Consider the following 16010-nt stretch of genomic DNA (forward strand, 5'->3'; position numbering starts at 1 on the left):
CGCGTTCCTGACCTCCTGCTATGCAACGGTCACTGCGGCTCTTCGCCAAAAGACTCCGCAGTGACCTCCGTATCTACAATTTGCTTTGCTGCCTTTGTCAGACTCTCGCAGCCTCTTGCGCCGGAGACTTCGGCCTATTGTGCGGACCGCCAGCCCTCTCATGCGAAGCTTTGCGTTTTCTCCATGAAGCGAATCGGCGCAACGCTAGTGAAAAGCCAGTCCACACCAGCGTCAATGCGCTTATGCACGCCAGCAATGCGACGATCCTGCCCGCTGTACCGAACATCTCCCCAGTATGAACAAATCGCGCATAGAGTCTCCACCGTCGGCCAGGTGAGTTGTTGGAAAAGGGTTCCACCCGAACCACATGGCCGTCCGTCCGAGCGAGAACGAGCTGCACACGCTGACGTGGATCGCTGCCATCTCCCTCTTCGAGCCTGAAAGCTATATTCGGGTCCTTGTCGGAGGGGAGCCGCATCTCCAGGCTCTGCCACCTAGCGTCCTGCGTCATTGCGGCTCGAATCGCCAGATCGAGCGATGCAAACCTGTCAGCATGTAACGGTTTTGCTCTCTTTGGCTCTGTTTCCGCCCTCTCCGTGGGAAGATGATCTCCCGCGACTCGATAGAGGAGAGCCTTTGCCCAAGGATAGGCCATGATGGTGCCCGATAGAGCGATCACAGCCAACGGACCGGCCATCCAGAAGCCAAACACGTTATGCCAGTTCCACTCCCGCGCTCGGCCACGAAGATCTCGCCGGAAAAACACGGCGGGTCGAAGGTACTGCCAGGTCAGCTTCCTCGGGAACCAAATCACGAGTCCGCTAAGAATCATGAACACAAAGCCAACAACGCAGGCATTCTTGATGTTTCGCAACTGCTCATGCCTCACACCATTGAGAGCGACCCAGCGATGCAGATCCCTTACGCCCGAAAAAAAACCACGCAGTCTTTCTGCACCCATTGCCAATAACGCGTCCATCGCAGCTATTTACGAGTACGACCGAATCCGACCCAAAGGAAACTTCAGTTGGACGGTGCGGATCGGAGAAGAGGGCAAGAGCAGTTGCCGAACCGTGCCAATAGTCCGAAGCGTTCTTCAATAGATCGGAAGGAGCTACACACGAACCTTGTGTGGGCGACGTGAGCTGAATGCTTCTTTCCGCGAAGGCAATAATCTGTGGTTGGAAGGTAAGAATGGATCCGGTAACAGCAAGAAAGCCAATGACTAAACCGATGATGATTCCGACGCCGAGGTGAACCCAAAACAGAAGTCGACGAAGGGTTATCGCACGACCGCCGAAATTGGCTGGCCGGAATGCCTGACATACTTCATCTGTCGCAGAGGCTTCCTGCACACTATGGTCGCCAAGCCAAAGCCTCCCTGGATACCTTGGTGACGGCTCGCTCGGCTATACTGCAAGCAATCGTCAGCCTTCGGGTTGTCGGTCTCGAACCTCCCCTGGTGCTTCGCCAAAAGACAGCCGGGGGAGGTTTTTCCCGTTCATTCCAATCTACGACATGATTGGTCCTATATCAAGTTGAGTATGATTTTTTGAGTGTAAGCGCCATAATTTGTCGATGACTGCAAAAGGAGCTCCTTGCATGCGTGTTCCGAGGACTACGTGCTGGGAGATCGGTGCGCCGAGATTGTTTTTTGCGATGTTGGTCTGGGTTTGCTTTGGTGGAACTGCGGGTGGGCAAAAGATTGCGGTGAGCCGGAGTGAGGCCACAGTATTGATTGAGCCTTATGCTGCGAATGTGGTGCGGGTGAGTTTGAGTTTGCGCCGCGACGATGCGCTGGCTGGGCCTGGGTATGGGATTTCGGCGAAAGCGGCGGGAGCGGGGTGGGTTGCAGAGTCGAGCGAAATAGGGGACGTGCTGCGGTCTTCGCGCATGGTGGTGACGGTTGCCCCGGCGGGTAGGCGTGGGCCTGAGTCGGTGGCCGGTGTGAAGGGGACGCAGGCGGATATTGCGAAGTTTTTCAACGGATCTACGCCAGGAGTGGGGATTTCGATTAAGACGCCGGATGGGGCGTCAATACTCGAGATGCAGGGATGGCAGATGTCGGTGCCGAACCATAAGGACGGGAATGCGGATATTTTGTATGACCGGCGTCCTTCGGATGCGCCGTTCTTTCAGGTGGGTGCTACATTCGCTTCGCCGAAGGACGAGCACTACTACGGCCTGGGACAAAACCAGGAAGGGTATCTCGATCGGCGGGGCCATGTCGTTCGCTGCGCGCATGACTACAACGCTCCGGCGGGGCAGAGTGTATGTGTTCCCTTTGTGGTTACAAATAAAGGATATGGAATTGTCTGGGATAATCCTTCGGCGACAACGGTGGCGTTTGGTTTTAATGATGTGACGCGCTGGACGTCGGATGTAGGTCAGAGGGTTTCGTTCTTCGTGATTGCAGGCAAGACGTATGACGAGATCTACGCAGGATATCGGCTGCTTACGGGAGATGTGCCGATGCTGCCGAAGTCGGCGTACGGATATATCCAGTGCAAACAGAGGTATACGAGCCAGGAGGAGCTGATGGCAGTGGCGCGAGGGTATCGCGAGCGGCATCTGCCGATTGATGACCTGGTGATCGACTGGTTTCACTACACAAAGATGGGTGAGATGGATATGGATCCGGCGCGCTGGCCTGATCCCATCGCGATGAACGAGCAACTGCATGCGATGAACTTTCATACGATGATCAGCGTGTGGCCGCGATTCGTACCCGAGAGCCGTTACTACGAGACGGTGTTGAAGAACGGGTGGTTCGAGGCGTTGGCAGATGGGACGCCGACGAATGGGCTGCCGTACGATCGAGCGGGGTCGGATATTGATTCGACGAACCCAGAAGCTGCGAAATGGTTCTGGGGAGTTGTGAAAGAGAACTATGTTGCGAAGGGATTCGATTCGTTCTGGGCGGATGAGACGGAGCCGGACCTGCCGCCGAATGGAAGCTATTGGCATATCGGGCCGGGAACGCAGTACTTCAATGTGTTCCCGCTGTTTCATACGGCCGCGTTTTATGACGGATTCAGAAGGGATTTGAAGACGCGGGCTTTGATTCTGGCTCGTGACTCTTATCTCGGGGCGCAGCATAACGGAACGATCTTCTGGTCTTCGGATATCAATGCGAACTGGGATACATTAAAGCGGCAAGTCCCGACGGGGATTAATTTTGTCGCGTCGGGGATGCCTTACTGGAGCACGGATATTGGCGGCTGGCAGTATCTGCCAGCGGTGCACAAGCCCGAGCGGACGCCGTTGATTGATCCTTCGGATGCGCGTGCAAATGTGGGCGGGTATGACGACTATCCGGAGCTGTATGTGCGGTGGTTTGAGTATGGTGCGTTTCAGCCGAACTTTCGGAGCCATGGAAGCCGGCCGCAGAATGAGGTTTGGTCGTATGGGAAGCAGGCTGAGCCTATTCTCGAGAAATATCTCAAGTTGAGATATGAGCTGATGCCGTATATCTACTCGCTCGCGCACGGAACGCACGAGAATGGCGCGCCGTTTATGCGTGGATTGTTTATGGACTTTGGCGGTGATCCGAAGGTGGCCGATGTTGGCGATGAATATATGTTTGGGCCGTCGCTATTGGTCGCGCCCGTGGTGGAACAAGGCGTCACGTCACGCGAGGTGTATCTGCCGGCTGGGACGGATTGGTATAACTTCTGGACGAACGAGCGACTCCGCGGTGGACAGAAGGTGACGGCAGCCGCGCCGATTGATGTGATTCCACTGTTTGTGAAGGCGGGGTCGATTCTTCCGCTGGGTGAAGCGGTCGAGAGTACGAATGAGCGGCAGAGGATCGCGAAGGTGAAGGTTTATCCGGGTGCGGATGGGGAGTTTGAGCTGTATCGCGACGATGGGACAACGTATGAGTACGAGAAGGGGAAATCGGAGCTGACGCGGTTTCATTGGTCGGATGGGGCAAAGAAGCTAACGCGGTCGGGGGCGAAGGCTGATGTGGTATCGGAGGATGGGCTGGTGGAAGTCGTTGGGGAGGGGCGTTAGCTTTGGTGTCCTGCCGGACGGGCCCACTGCGCGTGGGGCGGCCACTTCGTGGCGGGTATACCTTGTTTGGGGAGGGCTTACCTTGCCCTTCCGTTGGTCGGGATCAGGATGGTGCGGCGTCGGTCGCGTCCTCTGTTCTCGCGCTTGTTGGTGCTGATCAGACGTAAGATGATTGCACGCTGGGCTAAGGGTTTGGTTCAAGGGGGATCGGGTTATGGGACAGGTTGAGGTTTCACCGAGATTGGGGCTGAGTGAGTTGGCGCCGCGGCTCGTGCAATCAGAGATCCGCGCGATGAGCGTGGCGTGCGATGCGATGGGTGGAGTGAATCTGGCACAAGGCGTCTGCGATACCGAGGCGCCGGAGGTCGTGTCTGAAGGGGCGATTCGCGCGATTCGGGATGGGTTGAATATCTATACGCGCCTGGATGGGATTGCGCGGCTGAGAAAGGCGATTGCAGCCAAGGTGGAGCGGACGCTGGGTATCGTGGTCGATCCGGAGCGCGAGGTGCTGGTGACCAGTGGAGTGACGGGCGCGTTTCAGGCCGCGGCGATGGCGCTACTCAATCCCGGCGATGAGGTGCTGGTGTTCGAACCGTTCTACGGCTATCACGTGAATACGCTAAGCTCATTGCGAGTGGCGGCGGTCGCGGTGCCGTTGACCGCGCCCGACTGGGGGCTCGATCTGAAGGCTGTGCGGGCGGCGATTACACCCAGGACACGGGGCATGGTGATCAATACGCCTGCGAATCCTTCGGGGAAGGTCTTCACACGTGTGGAACTGGAGGGTTTGGCGAAGATAGCAGAGGAGTTCGATCTGTTCGTGTTTACGGACGAGATCTATGAGCACTTCGTCTATGGAGGAGCAACCCATCTGAGCCCGGCGTCGATTCCGGGGATGCGCGAGCGGACGATCTTGATGTCAGGTTTTTCAAAGACGTTTTCGGTGACCGGATGGAGGGTGGGATACCTGATTGCGGACGCGCGATGGCTGGGGTCGATCGGCTACTTTCATGATCTGACGTATGTGTGTGCGCCTGCGCCGCTACAACAGGGCGTGGCCGATGGAGTGGAGCAACTTGGTGATGAATTTTATAGCGGGCTGGCGCTCGAGCACGAGGTGAAGCGCACGATGATCGTGGACGCGCTACGGGAGGCGGGAATGAGGCCGCATGTGCCCGATGGCGCTTACTACGTGCTGGCTTCTGCGGCAGGGTTGCCAGGCGCGACGGCGGCTGAAAAAGCGAGAGCTCTGCTGGCAAAGACGGGAGTGGCTGCGGTGGCGGGGTCGGCGTTTTTCCGGCCAGGCAGGGGAGAGGATCTCCTGAGGTTTTGTTTCGCAAAGAAAGATAAGGATCTGGCGGAGGCGTGCCGAAGGCTTCGGACCATGGGGTCGCCTGCAGGTCTATAAGATAAAGTGGTATGCCGTCTTTCTCTGAAGTGACGCGAATTGAAGCCGCGATCAAGAATAAGAACTCGAAGGAACTGGAGTGGTCGCTCTGGTACTGCCAAATGAGGCAGGCGGTACCGAGTGCGTTGCCCGGGGATGTGAAGTACTGGCGGGGGATCGAGGTGCTGGTGAAGGATGCGCTGGCGCCTCCCGTGGCCGCGAAGGTTTATCCGGCGAAGAAGAAGAAACCGAATCGCGGGCTAGGGCTAGGGCCTGTCGAGACTGGTGAGAAAGAGAGTTAGTAGCTGCCCTTGTGGCGTCGGAATCGCGAATCGGGGCAAGCCTGAATATCGAGCGGCGCGGCGGTTTTTGTCGGCCTGCCTCGCACGGTTGGTTACGTCTCTGTAAAATATCGAGTGCAGTAGAGGAGAACGTATGGCATCAGCAATGGCAGGGATTGAGGCGTTGAAGGGAACCCATCAGCAGTTGAAGTCGCGGATGGAGAGCTCCGTAGAGGACTTTCGCGGGCATCTGCTGTCGGCGCGGACCGGGCGGGCGAACGTGCATATGCTCGACCAGATCAAAGTGGACTACTACGGCACGGATACGCCTGTGGCGCAGATGGGTCAGGTGTCGACGCCAGAGCCCACGCTGATCTTGGTGCAGCCCTACGATGCGGGGATGGTCTCGGCGATCGAGAAGGCGATTCGTACGTCGGGGACGGGACTGAACCCGATGACGGACGGCAAGGTAATTCGCGTGCCTGTGCCGCCGATGACCGAGGAGCGGCGCAAGGATGTAGTGAAGCAGCTGAATAAAACGCTCGAGGATCATAAAACGGCGATCCGCAATATCCGACGCGACGGGAACGATCAGATCAAGAAGGCGGCGAAGGACAAACTGATCTCGGCTGACGATGAGAAGCGGGCGAACGAAGAGGTTCAACAGCTGACCGACGTGGAGATCAAGCGGATTGAGGATCTGTTCAAGGCGAAGGAAAAAGAGATCATGACCGTCTGATCGCTTCGCTCTCTTGAAAATGTGGGATGTGAAATGGCCTACACCGGAGATGGTGTGGGCCATTTCCGCCTGCTGATGCATTTAAGGTTTGTGCCGATGATTGGATCAGCCGTCCTCACCGTGCGGGATGGGCGAGATATGGGAGGCGGGCGTGGACGAATTCGAGGACCGGGAGTCGGAGGGACAGGAAGAGCGGCGGGGCGTGGCGGTCGAGGGGATCGTCGACAGGCGGGAGCATACTCGCTATGCCGTCGACGCCTGGGCCGAGGTGATGGTGAAGGATGGAACGATGCTCTTTCGCGGGCGCGTGCTGGATGTGAGCTCGGGTGGATGCTACATCGAAACCGAAGCTCGGCTGCGGCTGGCTCCCGGAACCCCAGTGGAGATCGTGTTCCGGGCGCATGACCGCGTGTTGAAGTGTGACGCGACCAGCAGGATGGTGAGGACGCGGGGAGCGGGATTTTTGTTTGAGGCCATGACGCCGAAGGTGCGGGCGGGGCTTGAGGGATTGATTGCAGAGCTGAGCCGGGAGGCTTAGCTGGTGGTGTGATCGACGATGATCCTCCAGCCGTCGGTGGTCTTTTCTAGAACAAGGGAGAAGATACCTCCAGCGTTCCCACCATCTTTTTTGCCTCGTTCGAGGTGATATTTGCCGATGCAGACGGCAAAGTTTTCATCGAGCGGGTGGACTTCGAGGTCGGTGAAGGAGAGGGTTCCCATGGCGGCGCGGGTCGGGTAGTCGCGCTTGTACTGGTCAACCATACCGGCGTAGCCGCGGGAGACCTGGTGACCAATGAAGAGAGTGTCCGGGGAGTCTTTGTAGCCGCTGGCGAAGGCGGTGAGGTCGCCTTTATTCCAGGCAGCCTCCTGGGCGAGGAGGACCTTGATGACATCCAGTTCCTGGCGGGACGCGGTGTGGAGAGGGTCCGCGGCAGTTTGCGCGGGAAGTGTAACCGGCACGAGAAAAACGAGAAAGACGGCAGCAAGGCGAAGAGAGGAACGCAGTGGCATAGAAACCTCGGAGGGAAGCTGTCTGATCTGGCACTGCTTCGTACGGTTGCTCAACAGGACGCCTTGTCAGGTTGGATTGATAGTAGATCATGTCAGTGAAAAGATTCGGCTTCGCGAGCTTCATCTAGGTAACTGTTCGAGCACTCTTTCGGTGAGTCTTCGGTCTGTATCGGGACGGAGCAAGGATTGCCGGGTATTGTTTTGACAAGGGTGTTGATGACACGATCGAACTCAGCGCGATTGCCGGGTCTGGACACGTTGCGAGCGATCGCAATTGTGGCTGTGATGCTGTATCACTTGGCATCGTTTCTTCCTCAGAGGATGATGGCTGTCGCGCAGTTTGGCTGGATGGGGGTCGACCTCTTCTTTGTGCTGAGCGGATATCTAATCGGGACGCAGTTGTTGAGGCCGTACGCTTACGGGGAGAAACCTTCGGTGCGGGAGTTCTACCGGCGGAGAGCGTACCGGATTCTTCCCGCCTATCTTGTTGTTTTGTGGCTCTATCTTGCGTTTCCCGCGTGGCGAGAGTCTCCGGCCCTGCCGCCGCTGTGGCAGTTTTTGACGTTTACGGTGAACCTGTTCTTCGTCGACTTTAGCCACCACGCTTTTTCGCATGTCTGGTCGTTGTGCGTGGAAGAGCATTTCTATCTGGCGCTTCCGCTGCTTGTAATCTGGCTGATGCGGACGCCATCGCTGCGGAAAACGGCGATCGTGATCGGAGCTGTTGTTCTGTTCGGAATCTGCTTTCGCGGCTATGAATTGTTCCCGTTGATTGCGCCATCGGGATGGAGCGGCCGCGCAGTCTCCGACGACTTCGGAACGTTTTACTACAGATATCTCTACTATCCGACTTACTCACGACTCGATGGCCTTGTCGTGGGCGTAACGCTGGCGTTAGTGCGGCTGTTCAGACCAGGATGGTGGGAATGGATGACCCGCAGAGGACATGCTGCGCTTGTGTTGGGGTTGGCGCTGACCGGATTTGTCTGCTGGATGTTTCGGAATGATGGAATGGCAGATGCAACGAAGATTGCGGCCTGGGCTACGGTCGTTGGCTATCCGCTGCTGGCGGCCGGGCTGGGATTGCTTGTGGTTTCAAGCGTGAGCAGCAATGGGTGGCTGAGCAGGTTTCGTTTGCCCGGAGCGGATTTGCTGGCTATGCTCGCATTCAGCCTTTACCTGACACACAAAGAGGTCGCGCATCTGGACCGGACGTACCTGCCATCGCTTACCGAGGCCCGCGATGCGAAGACGGTCGTGATTTATGCGGTGACTTGTTTGCTGGCGGCCAGCGTGTTGTATGGGCTGGTGGAGCGCCCGTTTATGGTTCTGCGGGATCGCTCCGAACGGAAGAAGACCAAAAGCGTTGATGTGGAGATGCTTCGCGAGCCGGCGCTCTAGCGCGGGTTAGACGTTGGAGAGGATGCGTCTTCTCGAGGCTTGACTCCTGCGGTCGGCGTGACCCAGATGACGGTGACGAACGCGCAGAGGCCAAGAGCGAGGTGCGGGTGGTAGAAGGCCGACGGAATTGCAACAAGGTAAGTGAAGAGTGAGTACAGATGCTTGTGCTGGACCGAGGTGTCCTGAGTTTCCAGCTTGCCGGCCAGACGAAGGCGCCGCGCGATTGAGAGACGGAGAAGAAGAAAGCTGAATCCGGTAACGACCATCGAAGACGCGTAAAGGGCGACGGAGAAGGAGTCCAACTTCTTTTCGAGGACGTAGGACGTGAAGAAGGGCAGGAGCGAGAGGCAGAAGAGGAAGAACAGGTTAGTGTAGAGAACGAGTTCATCAGCCTCGTCCGTGCGGTGGCAGAGATGATGGTGATTTATCCAGTAGATACCAACAAATGCGAAGGAGATGGCGTAGAGGGCGATGGTGGGGAGCACCGCGTAGAGCCCAGTGATCCCGTCCTGATGAGGGACTTTGAGCTCGAGCACCATGATGGTGATGATGACGGCGATGACTCCGTCGGAGAAAGCTTCGAGGCGGGCTGCAGAGCTTACGTGATGGGACATATTCTCTTGACGAGTCCTTCCGTTGGTCGGCCCGAGCATCGCTAGACCTGTGCAGATTATCTTGCCACGACAAGATATACACGCCACGAAGTGGCCGCTTTCCGCGCAGGAGTCCCGTGCGGCAGCACAAAAAGGCTAAAATTATGGAATGAGCACAATTTCCACCAGTACGGACGCGGGTTTGAGCGCGACCAGGGTGGTGCATGCGGTCTGTTCGCATGACTGCCCTGACTCGTGCGGCGTGCTGGTGACGGTCGATGAACTGAGCGGCCGAGCGATAAAGGTTCAGGGCGATCCATCGCACCCGGTGACGCGGGGATTTTTGTGTGGCAAAGTAGCAAAGTACCTGGACCGCGTCTATTCACCGGATCGACTGCTGTACCCGATGCGTCGCAGGAACGGTGTGGCCAAAGGGCCGCTCCCGCAAGGCCGCGAAGCGGAGGCGTTTGAGCGGATCTCCTGGGACGAGGCGCTCGATGAAGTGGCGGCGAAGCTCACGAAGATCGCTGCAGAGTTTGGACCGGAGAGTGTACTGCCTTACAGCTACGCCGGGACGATTGGACAGCTTGGGTATGGGTCGATGGACCGCAGGTTCTTTCATCGGCTCGGGGCCTCGCAGCTGGCACGAACGATCTGCGCCGAAGCCGGCGGAACCGCGCTGAAGAGTGTGTACGGGGTGAAGCTGGGGACAGTGCCACAGGACTTTGCGCATGCCGGCTTGGTGATTGCCTGGGGCGCGAACATCCACGGGAATAACGTGCACCTCTGGCCGTTTATTGAAGAGGCGAGACGCAAGGGCGCTCGTCTGGTGGTAATCGATCCGTACAGAACACGTACGGCGGCGCTGGCCGATGAGCATCTTGCGATCAATCCGGGGACCGATGCGGCGCTGGCACTGGGACTGATGCATGTGATCCTCAGCATGGGGCTGGAGGATCGCGAGTATGTGGATGCATGCACAACGGGATTTGAGGAGCTAAGGGCGCATGCGTTGCGGCCCGAACATTCGCCTGAGAATGTGGCGAAGGCTACGGGAATCGATGCCGGGGCAATTGTACGTCTGGCCCGTGCCTACGCTGCAGCGGGGCGACGCGCGACCCAAAACACTGGCCAGGGTTCGAACGTTGGCGGTCCAGCCGCGATTCGGTTGAACTACGGAATCCAGAGAAGTGAGAACGGCGGCACGGCGGCGCGAGCGGTATGCATGTTGCCGCTACTGACGGGGGCATGGAAGCACAAGGGCGGAGGGCTGCTGCTCTCTACCTCAGGGTCGTTTCCGTTCAACGACAAGGCACTCCAGATGCCGGAGCTGATGATGGCCAGTCCTCTGCGCAGAGCGGCGCGCGTTGTGAATATGAGTCAGCTCGGGCAGGCGTTGACGACGCTCGGGGACCATGAGAGCGATGGGCCGCCTGTGAGGGCGCTGTTCGTCTACAACTCGAATCCGGGGGCGGTGGCTCCAAATCAGAATGCGGTGTTGAGCGGGTTCCGGCGTGATGATTTGTTCACGGTCGTGCATGAACAGTTCTTTACCGACACGACCGACTATGCCGACGTGCTGCTTCCGGCACCGACGTTTCTTGAGGTAAAGGATGTGCAGGGAGCCTACGGTCATCTCTTCGCACAGGTGAGCAACCGGGCGATTGCGCCGCTGGGCGAAGCGCGTAGCAACGTCGCCATGTTCGGCGAGTTGGGGCGACGGATGGGATTTGAAGAGGCCTGCTTTGACGATCGCGAAGACGAGATGATCGATCAGGCGCTTCAGACCGAGAATCCATGGTTTGCAGGGATCACGCGGGAGCGGCTGGAGCGGGAGGGCCATGTTCCGCTGCAGATGCCGCTGGATGCGAAGGGCGAAGTGTTGCCGTTTAGCACTGCGGAGTGGTTTCGCACGCCGGACGGGCGCGGACAACTGGTGCCAGTACCGGTGTTTGCTGCACCGACCGAATCTCGTGCGCACGCGACGAAAGGGGCTTATCCATTGGAGTTTCTGCCGAGGAAGGCGGACAACTACATGAACTCGACGTTTGCGAACATTCCTCTGCATCAGCGGATGGAGGCGCGAACCGCAGGAGTGTTGGAGATGCATGCGACCGATGCAGCCGTGCGGAAGATTGCCACGGGCGATGAGGTGGAGGTATTCAACGGGCGTGGAAGCATTACGCTGCGCGCTCTGGTGAACGCACAGGTGTCTGCAGGTGTGGTGGCGGCGCGGCTGGATTGGAATAAGCTCGGTTCGGATCTTTCGGGGAACGGCGCGAATGTGAATGCGCTGACCTCGGAGACGCTGACCGATATTGGCGGTGGGGCTACGTTTTATTCGACGCTGGTGGAGGTACGGAGGGGGCACAATGGTGTCAAATGAGGTAGCGTTGCCGGGGCTCGAAGAGATCGAGTCCGCGGCGGAGTTGATCTACCAGACAGTGCCGGCTACGCCCCAATATAGCTGGCCGCTGTTGAATGAACGAGCCTCGAAGATCGCAGGGTCAGTTGAGGTTTGGGTGAAACACGAAAACCATACGCCGGTGGGAGCGTTCAAGGTTCGCGGTGGGCTCGTGTACATGGATTGGCTACGGCGCAAGCGGCCTGAGGTGAAGACGGTTGTATCCGCAACGCGCGGAAATCATGGTCAATCGTTGGCCTTTGCTGGCAAGCAGCTCGGACTTCGCGTAGTGATCGTGGTGCCGACAGGAAATAGTCCAGAGAAGAATCGAGCGATGCAGTGTCTGGGTGCGGAACTGGTGGAGTTCGGACGCGACTTCCAGGAGGCGAGTGAGCACGCGGCTTCGCTCGAAGAGAAGTTTGGATGGCATCGTGTGCCGAGCTTCGATCTGTTGCTGGTGAAAGGTGTGTCGACCTACGCATGGGAGATGTTCACGGCTTGTCCAGAACTGGATACGTTTTACGTGCCCATTGGGATGGGATCGGGCTCATGCGGCGCGATTGCAGCGCGAAATGCGCTGGGGCTGAAGACGAAAGTCGTCGGAGTGGTGTCGAGCCTTGCGCCCGCTTATGCGCTCTCTTTCGCTGCGGGCTATGTACGGGAGCACGAGTCGGCGACCAGGATTGCCGACGGCGTGGCCTGCCGGCAGCCTCATCCGATGGCGTTGGAGATCTTGAAGGCTGGGCTGGATCGCGTTGTAATGGTAGATGATGAGGCAGTGAAGGAAGCGATGCGGGCCTACTTCGTCGATACACATAATGTAGCGGAGGGAGCTGGTGCGATTGGGCTGGCAGCGTTGTTACAGGATCGGCGCAGCGGCGGAGCGCGTGTGGGAACGGTGCTGTGCGGTGGGAATGTGGACAGTGACGTGTTTGCGCGTGTGTTGGGCGATGGTGGTGCAGTCTAAGGTTGGCACTTGCGAGATTGCCCTGAAGAGTTTTAGATAGGGCAATCTTTCGAGGTGCGAGCATGGTTCGTTTCTTTTCCAGTCAGCGCTTTCTGGCAATCTACTCTGGATGTCTTACGGTGGTCTTCGCGGCTACAGTGCTCGCAGGATTTGCGCGGCCACAGTCTGGTAACGCGAGCTTCGACCAGATTTCGGTACGCCGCGTGAATGTGGTGGAACCAGACGGGACGGTTCGACTGGTGATCTCGGATAAAGCTGAATTTCCGGGCCTTTATCTGCATGGCAAAGAGATCAAGCGAGCGGATCGCAGTGATTCTGCAGGAATGTTATTCGTCAACGACGAAGGCACCGAGGATGGCGGCCTGATCTACGGAGCCGGCAAAGATACCGGTAAAGGTCCGTCGAGCTTCAGCCATCTGAGCTTCGATCAGTATGACCAGGACCAGACGCTGGTGCTTGGCGCGAGTCTTGAGGACGGGAAAAAAGCTTCGGGTGTAACGATAAATGATGTAGGTTCCTACGTGATCACGCCGGAGTTTATCGCCGACGCCGAGAGAGTGAAGGGAATGCCGTCCGGCGCAACTCGTACAGCGGAGTGGGCGAAGTTTAGACGGAAGTATCCGGGAGATGCAGAGCGCGGGTTCTTCGGCAGGCAGACAGACGATTCAGTGGGCATGAGCCTTCGCGATATTCAGGGGAGGGTGCGGGCCAGCCTGACGGTGAAGCCAGATGGGGAGCCGGTACTTCAGTTTCTCAACGCCGAGGGGAAGGTCACAAAGGAGATCAGCGGCGAGCAGTAGGCGCTCATCTTCGCGAACGCCCGGCAAGCAATTTTCGGCGATTCCCAGAGTTGGGGGCGTGCTAGTCTGGCGCGGTCGGTTTCTGAAGTTCATTTCAACTTATGTGGAGTTTGCCATGACACGTCTTTGCCTCCTGCCCGGATTGCTCGTGCTGACTTCGCTAAACGGATTTGCTTCGGGACCGGGAGACCGTGTGGCGACGGATCCCAGGAGCGTGGTCTCGGCAGAGAATGCGGCCACGTCAGCTCCTATGCCGGTTGCTGACTTGCTGCAGACCGTGCGGATCGGCGGCGCGACCTGGTCGCCCGACGGCAAGCAGATTGGGTACGTCAGCAACTCTTCCGGTCGGCTAAATCTTTGGGTGATGCAGGCGGACGGAACTGGCCCACGGCAACTGCTGAAGTCCGATGACCGGCAGTCGAATCCGGTGTTTACGAAGGACGGCAAAGAGATCGTCTACGAGCAGGACAAGGGCGGTGATGAGCTCTATGACCTGTATGCCGTGCCGGTGGCTGGTGGCGACCCGAGGAATCTCACCAACACCGATAAGACAAGCGAGAGCGAACCGCAGTTCTCCAAAGACGGGAAGTGGATGGCGTTTGTCACCAAGGAGAAGGTGGCGTCTTCAACCAATATCGCGGTGATGGATTGGGCAACGGGGAAAGTCAGGCTGCTGACGAATGAGAAGGAACCGAAGGCCTTTTGGGATGTAGTCGACTGGAGCCCGGACGGACGGTACGTCTATGCAGGGCGTCAGGTGGGGAATGACGATGCCGATGTGTATCGGATTGAGGTGGCAACTGGCGCGGCAGAGAACCTGACGGGGCATAAAGGCAACGTGCTGGTCTACGGAAGCGAGGTGTCGCCGGATGGGAAGACGCTGCTGATCTCTTCGAACGAAAAGGGCGGCTACCCAAATATTGCGCTGCTCGACCTGGCTTCGAAGAAGAAGCGGTGGGTGACGGATACGCAATGGGAGGCACGTCCGGGGAGCTTTTCGCCAAAGGGAGACACATTTACTTACGTCCTGAATGCGGACGGGCGCGCAACGATCTACTTCGTGGATACAAAGACCCTAAAAGCAAGCGATAGAGGTGTGCCGGCCGGATTGAACACTGCCGGCGCCGCCCCGACGGCCTTTCGCGAGGATGGAAGCTATCTGTTTTCGCATCAGGACTCGACGCACGCCCCGAATCTCTATCTGTTGAGCACAGGCGGCGCCGTGACGCAGGTGACCCATAACGAGAGCCCGGTGTTGACCTCGGCTGTGCTGCCCTCTTCGCAGTTGGTCACCTACAAGAGCTTCGATGGAAAGATGATCTCGGCGCTCGTGTGGGTGCCATTCAATTTGAAACGTGACGGCACCGCGCCCGTGGTGGTAATGCCGCACGGCGGTCCTACAGGGCAGACGCTCGATAGCTTTAGTCCGCGTGCGATCCTGCTGGTATCGCGTGGTTTTGTGGTGATTGCGCCGAATGTGCGCGGTTCAACCGGCTATGGGATGGAGTTCGAGAAGGCGAACTACAAGGACCTGGGCGGGGCTGATTTAAAGGATGAGATCGCCGGCGTGGATTTTCTGAAGTCCACAGGATTCATAGACGCGAAGAAGGTAGGCATCTGGGGCGGATCCTATGGCGGATTCATGACGCTCATGGCGATTGGCAAAAATCCCGATCTGAGGGCAGCGGCGGTGGATGAGTACGGAATTCTGAACTGGTACACGATGCTGGCCCACGAAGACGCCCGGCTACAGGAGTATGAGAAGACGTTGCTGGGCGACCCGGTGAAAGATAAGTCTGTGTATGAGGCGAGCTCGCCCTTGAAGTACATCCGGGATGAAAAAGCTCCGCTGCTGGTCCTGCAGGGCGAGCGGGATATTCGCGTGCCGAAGGAAGAGGCCGAACAGGTAGTGGAGATCCTGAAGAAAGAGGGGCGAACAGTGGACGCGGTGTACTACCCCGAAGAGGGACACGGCTTCATCAAGCGGGAGCATCAGGTCGACGAATTGACGCGGTCGGTGGACTGGTTCGAGAAGTATCTTAAAGGAGTGACGAACACCCAGTGAGGTTGGCGATGCATGCAGCAGGGTTTCAGTGCGCAGGTTGCGGGGAGTGGGTGGAGACCACTGTCGATGAATCGGGCGGTTCGAAGCAGCAATATGTCGAGGATTGCCAGGTTTGCTGCCAGCCGAACGTCCTGACAGTGCGCTGGGATGGGTCGGCACAGGAGTTTACGATCACGGCCGAGCTGGAAAGCTGATGCGGTGACGCCTATCCCACGCGGTGGCACAATCTCCATCAATAAAGCGCGAAGATGCCTTTGGATGCGCACTTCGTCAAACGAGCACAGCAGAATTCGTTGGTTGGATTGAGTTTGTCCGACCTGAACCGGGGCGCGAACTCGCTAACCG

General features: G+C 58.0%; 15 protein-coding genes. 11 read left to right on the forward strand and 4 right to left on the reverse strand.

What is annotated here, in order from left to right; translation table 11 throughout:
• Nucleotides 1-97: 97 nt before the first annotated feature.
• Both RBB76_RS11025 and RBB76_RS11030 read right to left on the reverse strand, forming a co-directional pair.
• Complete coding sequence (locus RBB76_RS11025; protein WP_429632446.1) at nt 98-979, reverse strand: PepSY-associated TM helix domain-containing protein; 882 nt, start codon at nt 977-979, stop codon at nt 98-100.
• The gene (locus RBB76_RS11030; protein ID WP_429632448.1) at nt 879-1355 is read right to left on the reverse strand and encodes a PepSY domain-containing protein; all 477 of its coding nucleotides are present in this window, start codon (nt 1353-1355) and stop codon (nt 879-881) included. The genes RBB76_RS11025 and RBB76_RS11030 overlap by 101 nt, the downstream gene beginning before the upstream one ends.
• A gap of 247 nt (nt 1356-1602) precedes the next feature.
• Between RBB76_RS11030 and RBB76_RS11035 the strand changes: the two genes are divergently transcribed.
• The 5 genes from RBB76_RS11035 (at nt 1603) to RBB76_RS11055 (ending at nt 6962) form a co-directional block, all read left to right on the forward strand.
• Nucleotides 1603-4017 carry a TIM-barrel domain-containing protein gene (locus RBB76_RS11035; protein WP_429632451.1) on the forward strand — a complete coding sequence of 805 codons (2415 nt, stop codon included), beginning with the start codon at nt 1603-1605 and terminating at the stop codon, nt 4015-4017.
• 214 nt (nt 4018-4231) lie between these two features.
• Nucleotides 4232-5425 carry a pyridoxal phosphate-dependent aminotransferase gene (locus RBB76_RS11040; protein ID WP_429632453.1) on the forward strand — a complete coding sequence of 398 codons (1194 nt, stop codon included), beginning with the start codon at nt 4232-4234 and terminating at the stop codon, nt 5423-5425.
• An 11-nt stretch (nt 5426-5436) separates the two neighbouring features.
• Complete coding sequence (locus RBB76_RS11045) at nt 5437-5706, forward strand: hypothetical protein (protein ID WP_429632455.1); 270 nt, start codon at nt 5437-5439, stop codon at nt 5704-5706.
• Nucleotides 5707-5839: 133 nt separating this feature from the next.
• The gene (gene frr / locus RBB76_RS11050) at nt 5840-6424 is read left to right on the forward strand and encodes a ribosome recycling factor (RefSeq protein WP_429632457.1); all 585 of its coding nucleotides are present in this window, start codon (nt 5840-5842) and stop codon (nt 6422-6424) included.
• 151 nt (nt 6425-6575) lie between these two features.
• Entirely contained in the window at nt 6576-6962 is a 387-nt protein-coding gene (locus RBB76_RS11055) for a PilZ domain-containing protein (RefSeq protein ID WP_429632459.1), read from the forward strand.
• Here the strand turns inward: RBB76_RS11055 and RBB76_RS11060 are convergent.
• Entirely contained in the window at nt 6959-7435 is a 477-nt protein-coding gene (locus tag RBB76_RS11060) for a YybH family protein (RefSeq protein ID WP_429632461.1), read from the reverse strand. The genes RBB76_RS11055 and RBB76_RS11060 overlap by 4 nt on opposite strands.
• A gap of 216 nt (nt 7436-7651) precedes the next feature.
• Here RBB76_RS11060 and RBB76_RS11065 point away from each other — a divergent pair, with 216 nt between their 5' ends.
• Nucleotides 7652-8836 carry an acyltransferase family protein gene (locus RBB76_RS11065; RefSeq protein ID WP_429632463.1) on the forward strand — a complete coding sequence of 395 codons (1185 nt, stop codon included), beginning with the start codon at nt 7652-7654 and terminating at the stop codon, nt 8834-8836.
• On the opposite strand, the gene RBB76_RS11070 is transcribed toward RBB76_RS11065, so the two are convergent.
• Complete coding sequence (locus tag RBB76_RS11070; protein WP_429632465.1) at nt 8833-9450, reverse strand: TMEM175 family protein; 618 nt, start codon at nt 9448-9450, stop codon at nt 8833-8835. The genes RBB76_RS11065 and RBB76_RS11070 overlap by 4 nt on opposite strands.
• A gap of 148 nt (nt 9451-9598) precedes the next feature.
• On the opposite strand from RBB76_RS11070, the gene RBB76_RS11075 reads away from it, so the two are divergent.
• From RBB76_RS11075 to RBB76_RS11095, 5 genes are all read left to right on the forward strand, one after another.
• Nucleotides 9599-11815: a molybdopterin-containing oxidoreductase family protein gene (locus tag RBB76_RS11075; protein ID WP_429632467.1), complete on the forward strand. Its 2217-nt coding sequence runs from the start codon at nt 9599-9601 to the stop codon at nt 11813-11815.
• Nucleotides 11802-12800, forward strand: a complete 999-nt coding sequence (locus RBB76_RS11080) for a threonine dehydratase (protein ID WP_429632469.1) — start codon at nt 11802-11804, stop codon at nt 12798-12800. The genes RBB76_RS11075 and RBB76_RS11080 overlap by 14 nt, the downstream gene beginning before the upstream one ends.
• Nucleotides 12801-12862: 62 nt before the next feature.
• Entirely contained in the window at nt 12863-13600 is a 738-nt protein-coding gene (locus RBB76_RS11085) for a hypothetical protein (protein WP_429632471.1), read from the forward strand.
• A 115-nt stretch (nt 13601-13715) separates the two neighbouring features.
• Nucleotides 13716-15665: a S9 family peptidase gene (locus RBB76_RS11090; protein WP_429632473.1), complete on the forward strand. Its 1950-nt coding sequence runs from the start codon at nt 13716-13718 to the stop codon at nt 15663-15665.
• 8 nt (nt 15666-15673) lie between these two features.
• Complete coding sequence (locus RBB76_RS11095) at nt 15674-15859, forward strand: CPXCG motif-containing cysteine-rich protein (protein ID WP_179580454.1); 186 nt, start codon at nt 15674-15676, stop codon at nt 15857-15859.
• Nucleotides 15860-16010: the final 151 nt, after the last annotated feature.

Origin of the sequence: Tunturiibacter psychrotolerans, from assembly GCF_051013365.1 — a bacterium.
In the GTDB taxonomy this organism is placed as follows: Bacteria; Acidobacteriota; Terriglobia; order Terriglobales; family Acidobacteriaceae; genus Edaphobacter; species Edaphobacter psychrotolerans_A.

What these genes read in the sequence shown, in the direction of transcription:
- RBB76_RS11085 (WP_429632471.1), top strand. Translation starts at nt 12,863, where the DNA reads ATGGTTCGTTTCTTTTCCAGTCAGCGCTTTCTGGCAATCTACTCTGGA.
- RBB76_RS11035 (WP_429632451.1), top strand. Translation starts at nt 1,603, where the DNA reads ATGCGTGTTCCGAGGACTACGTGCTGGGAGATCGGTGCGCCGAGATTG.
- RBB76_RS11080 (WP_429632469.1), top strand. Translation starts at nt 11,802, where the DNA reads ATGGTGTCAAATGAGGTAGCGTTGCCGGGGCTCGAAGAGATCGAGTCC.
- RBB76_RS11040 (WP_429632453.1), top strand. Translation starts at nt 4,232, where the DNA reads ATGGGACAGGTTGAGGTTTCACCGAGATTGGGGCTGAGTGAGTTGGCG.
- RBB76_RS11095 (WP_179580454.1), top strand. Translation starts at nt 15,674, where the DNA reads ATGCATGCAGCAGGGTTTCAGTGCGCAGGTTGCGGGGAGTGGGTGGAG.
- RBB76_RS11025 (WP_429632446.1), bottom strand. Translation starts at nt 979, where the DNA reads ATGGACGCGTTATTGGCAATGGGTGCAGAAAGACTGCGTGGTTTTTTT.
- RBB76_RS11070 (WP_429632465.1), bottom strand. Translation starts at nt 9,450, where the DNA reads ATGTCCCATCACGTAAGCTCTGCAGCCCGCCTCGAAGCTTTCTCCGAC.
- frr (WP_429632457.1), top strand. Translation starts at nt 5,840, where the DNA reads ATGGCATCAGCAATGGCAGGGATTGAGGCGTTGAAGGGAACCCATCAG.
- RBB76_RS11075 (WP_429632467.1), top strand. Translation starts at nt 9,599, where the DNA reads ATGAGCACAATTTCCACCAGTACGGACGCGGGTTTGAGCGCGACCAGG.
- RBB76_RS11060 (WP_429632461.1), bottom strand. Translation starts at nt 7,435, where the DNA reads ATGCCACTGCGTTCCTCTCTTCGCCTTGCTGCCGTCTTTCTCGTTTTT.
- RBB76_RS11090 (WP_429632473.1), top strand. Translation starts at nt 13,716, where the DNA reads ATGACACGTCTTTGCCTCCTGCCCGGATTGCTCGTGCTGACTTCGCTA.
- RBB76_RS11045 (WP_429632455.1), top strand. Translation starts at nt 5,437, where the DNA reads ATGCCGTCTTTCTCTGAAGTGACGCGAATTGAAGCCGCGATCAAGAAT.
- RBB76_RS11065 (WP_429632463.1), top strand. Translation starts at nt 7,652, where the DNA reads ATGACACGATCGAACTCAGCGCGATTGCCGGGTCTGGACACGTTGCGA.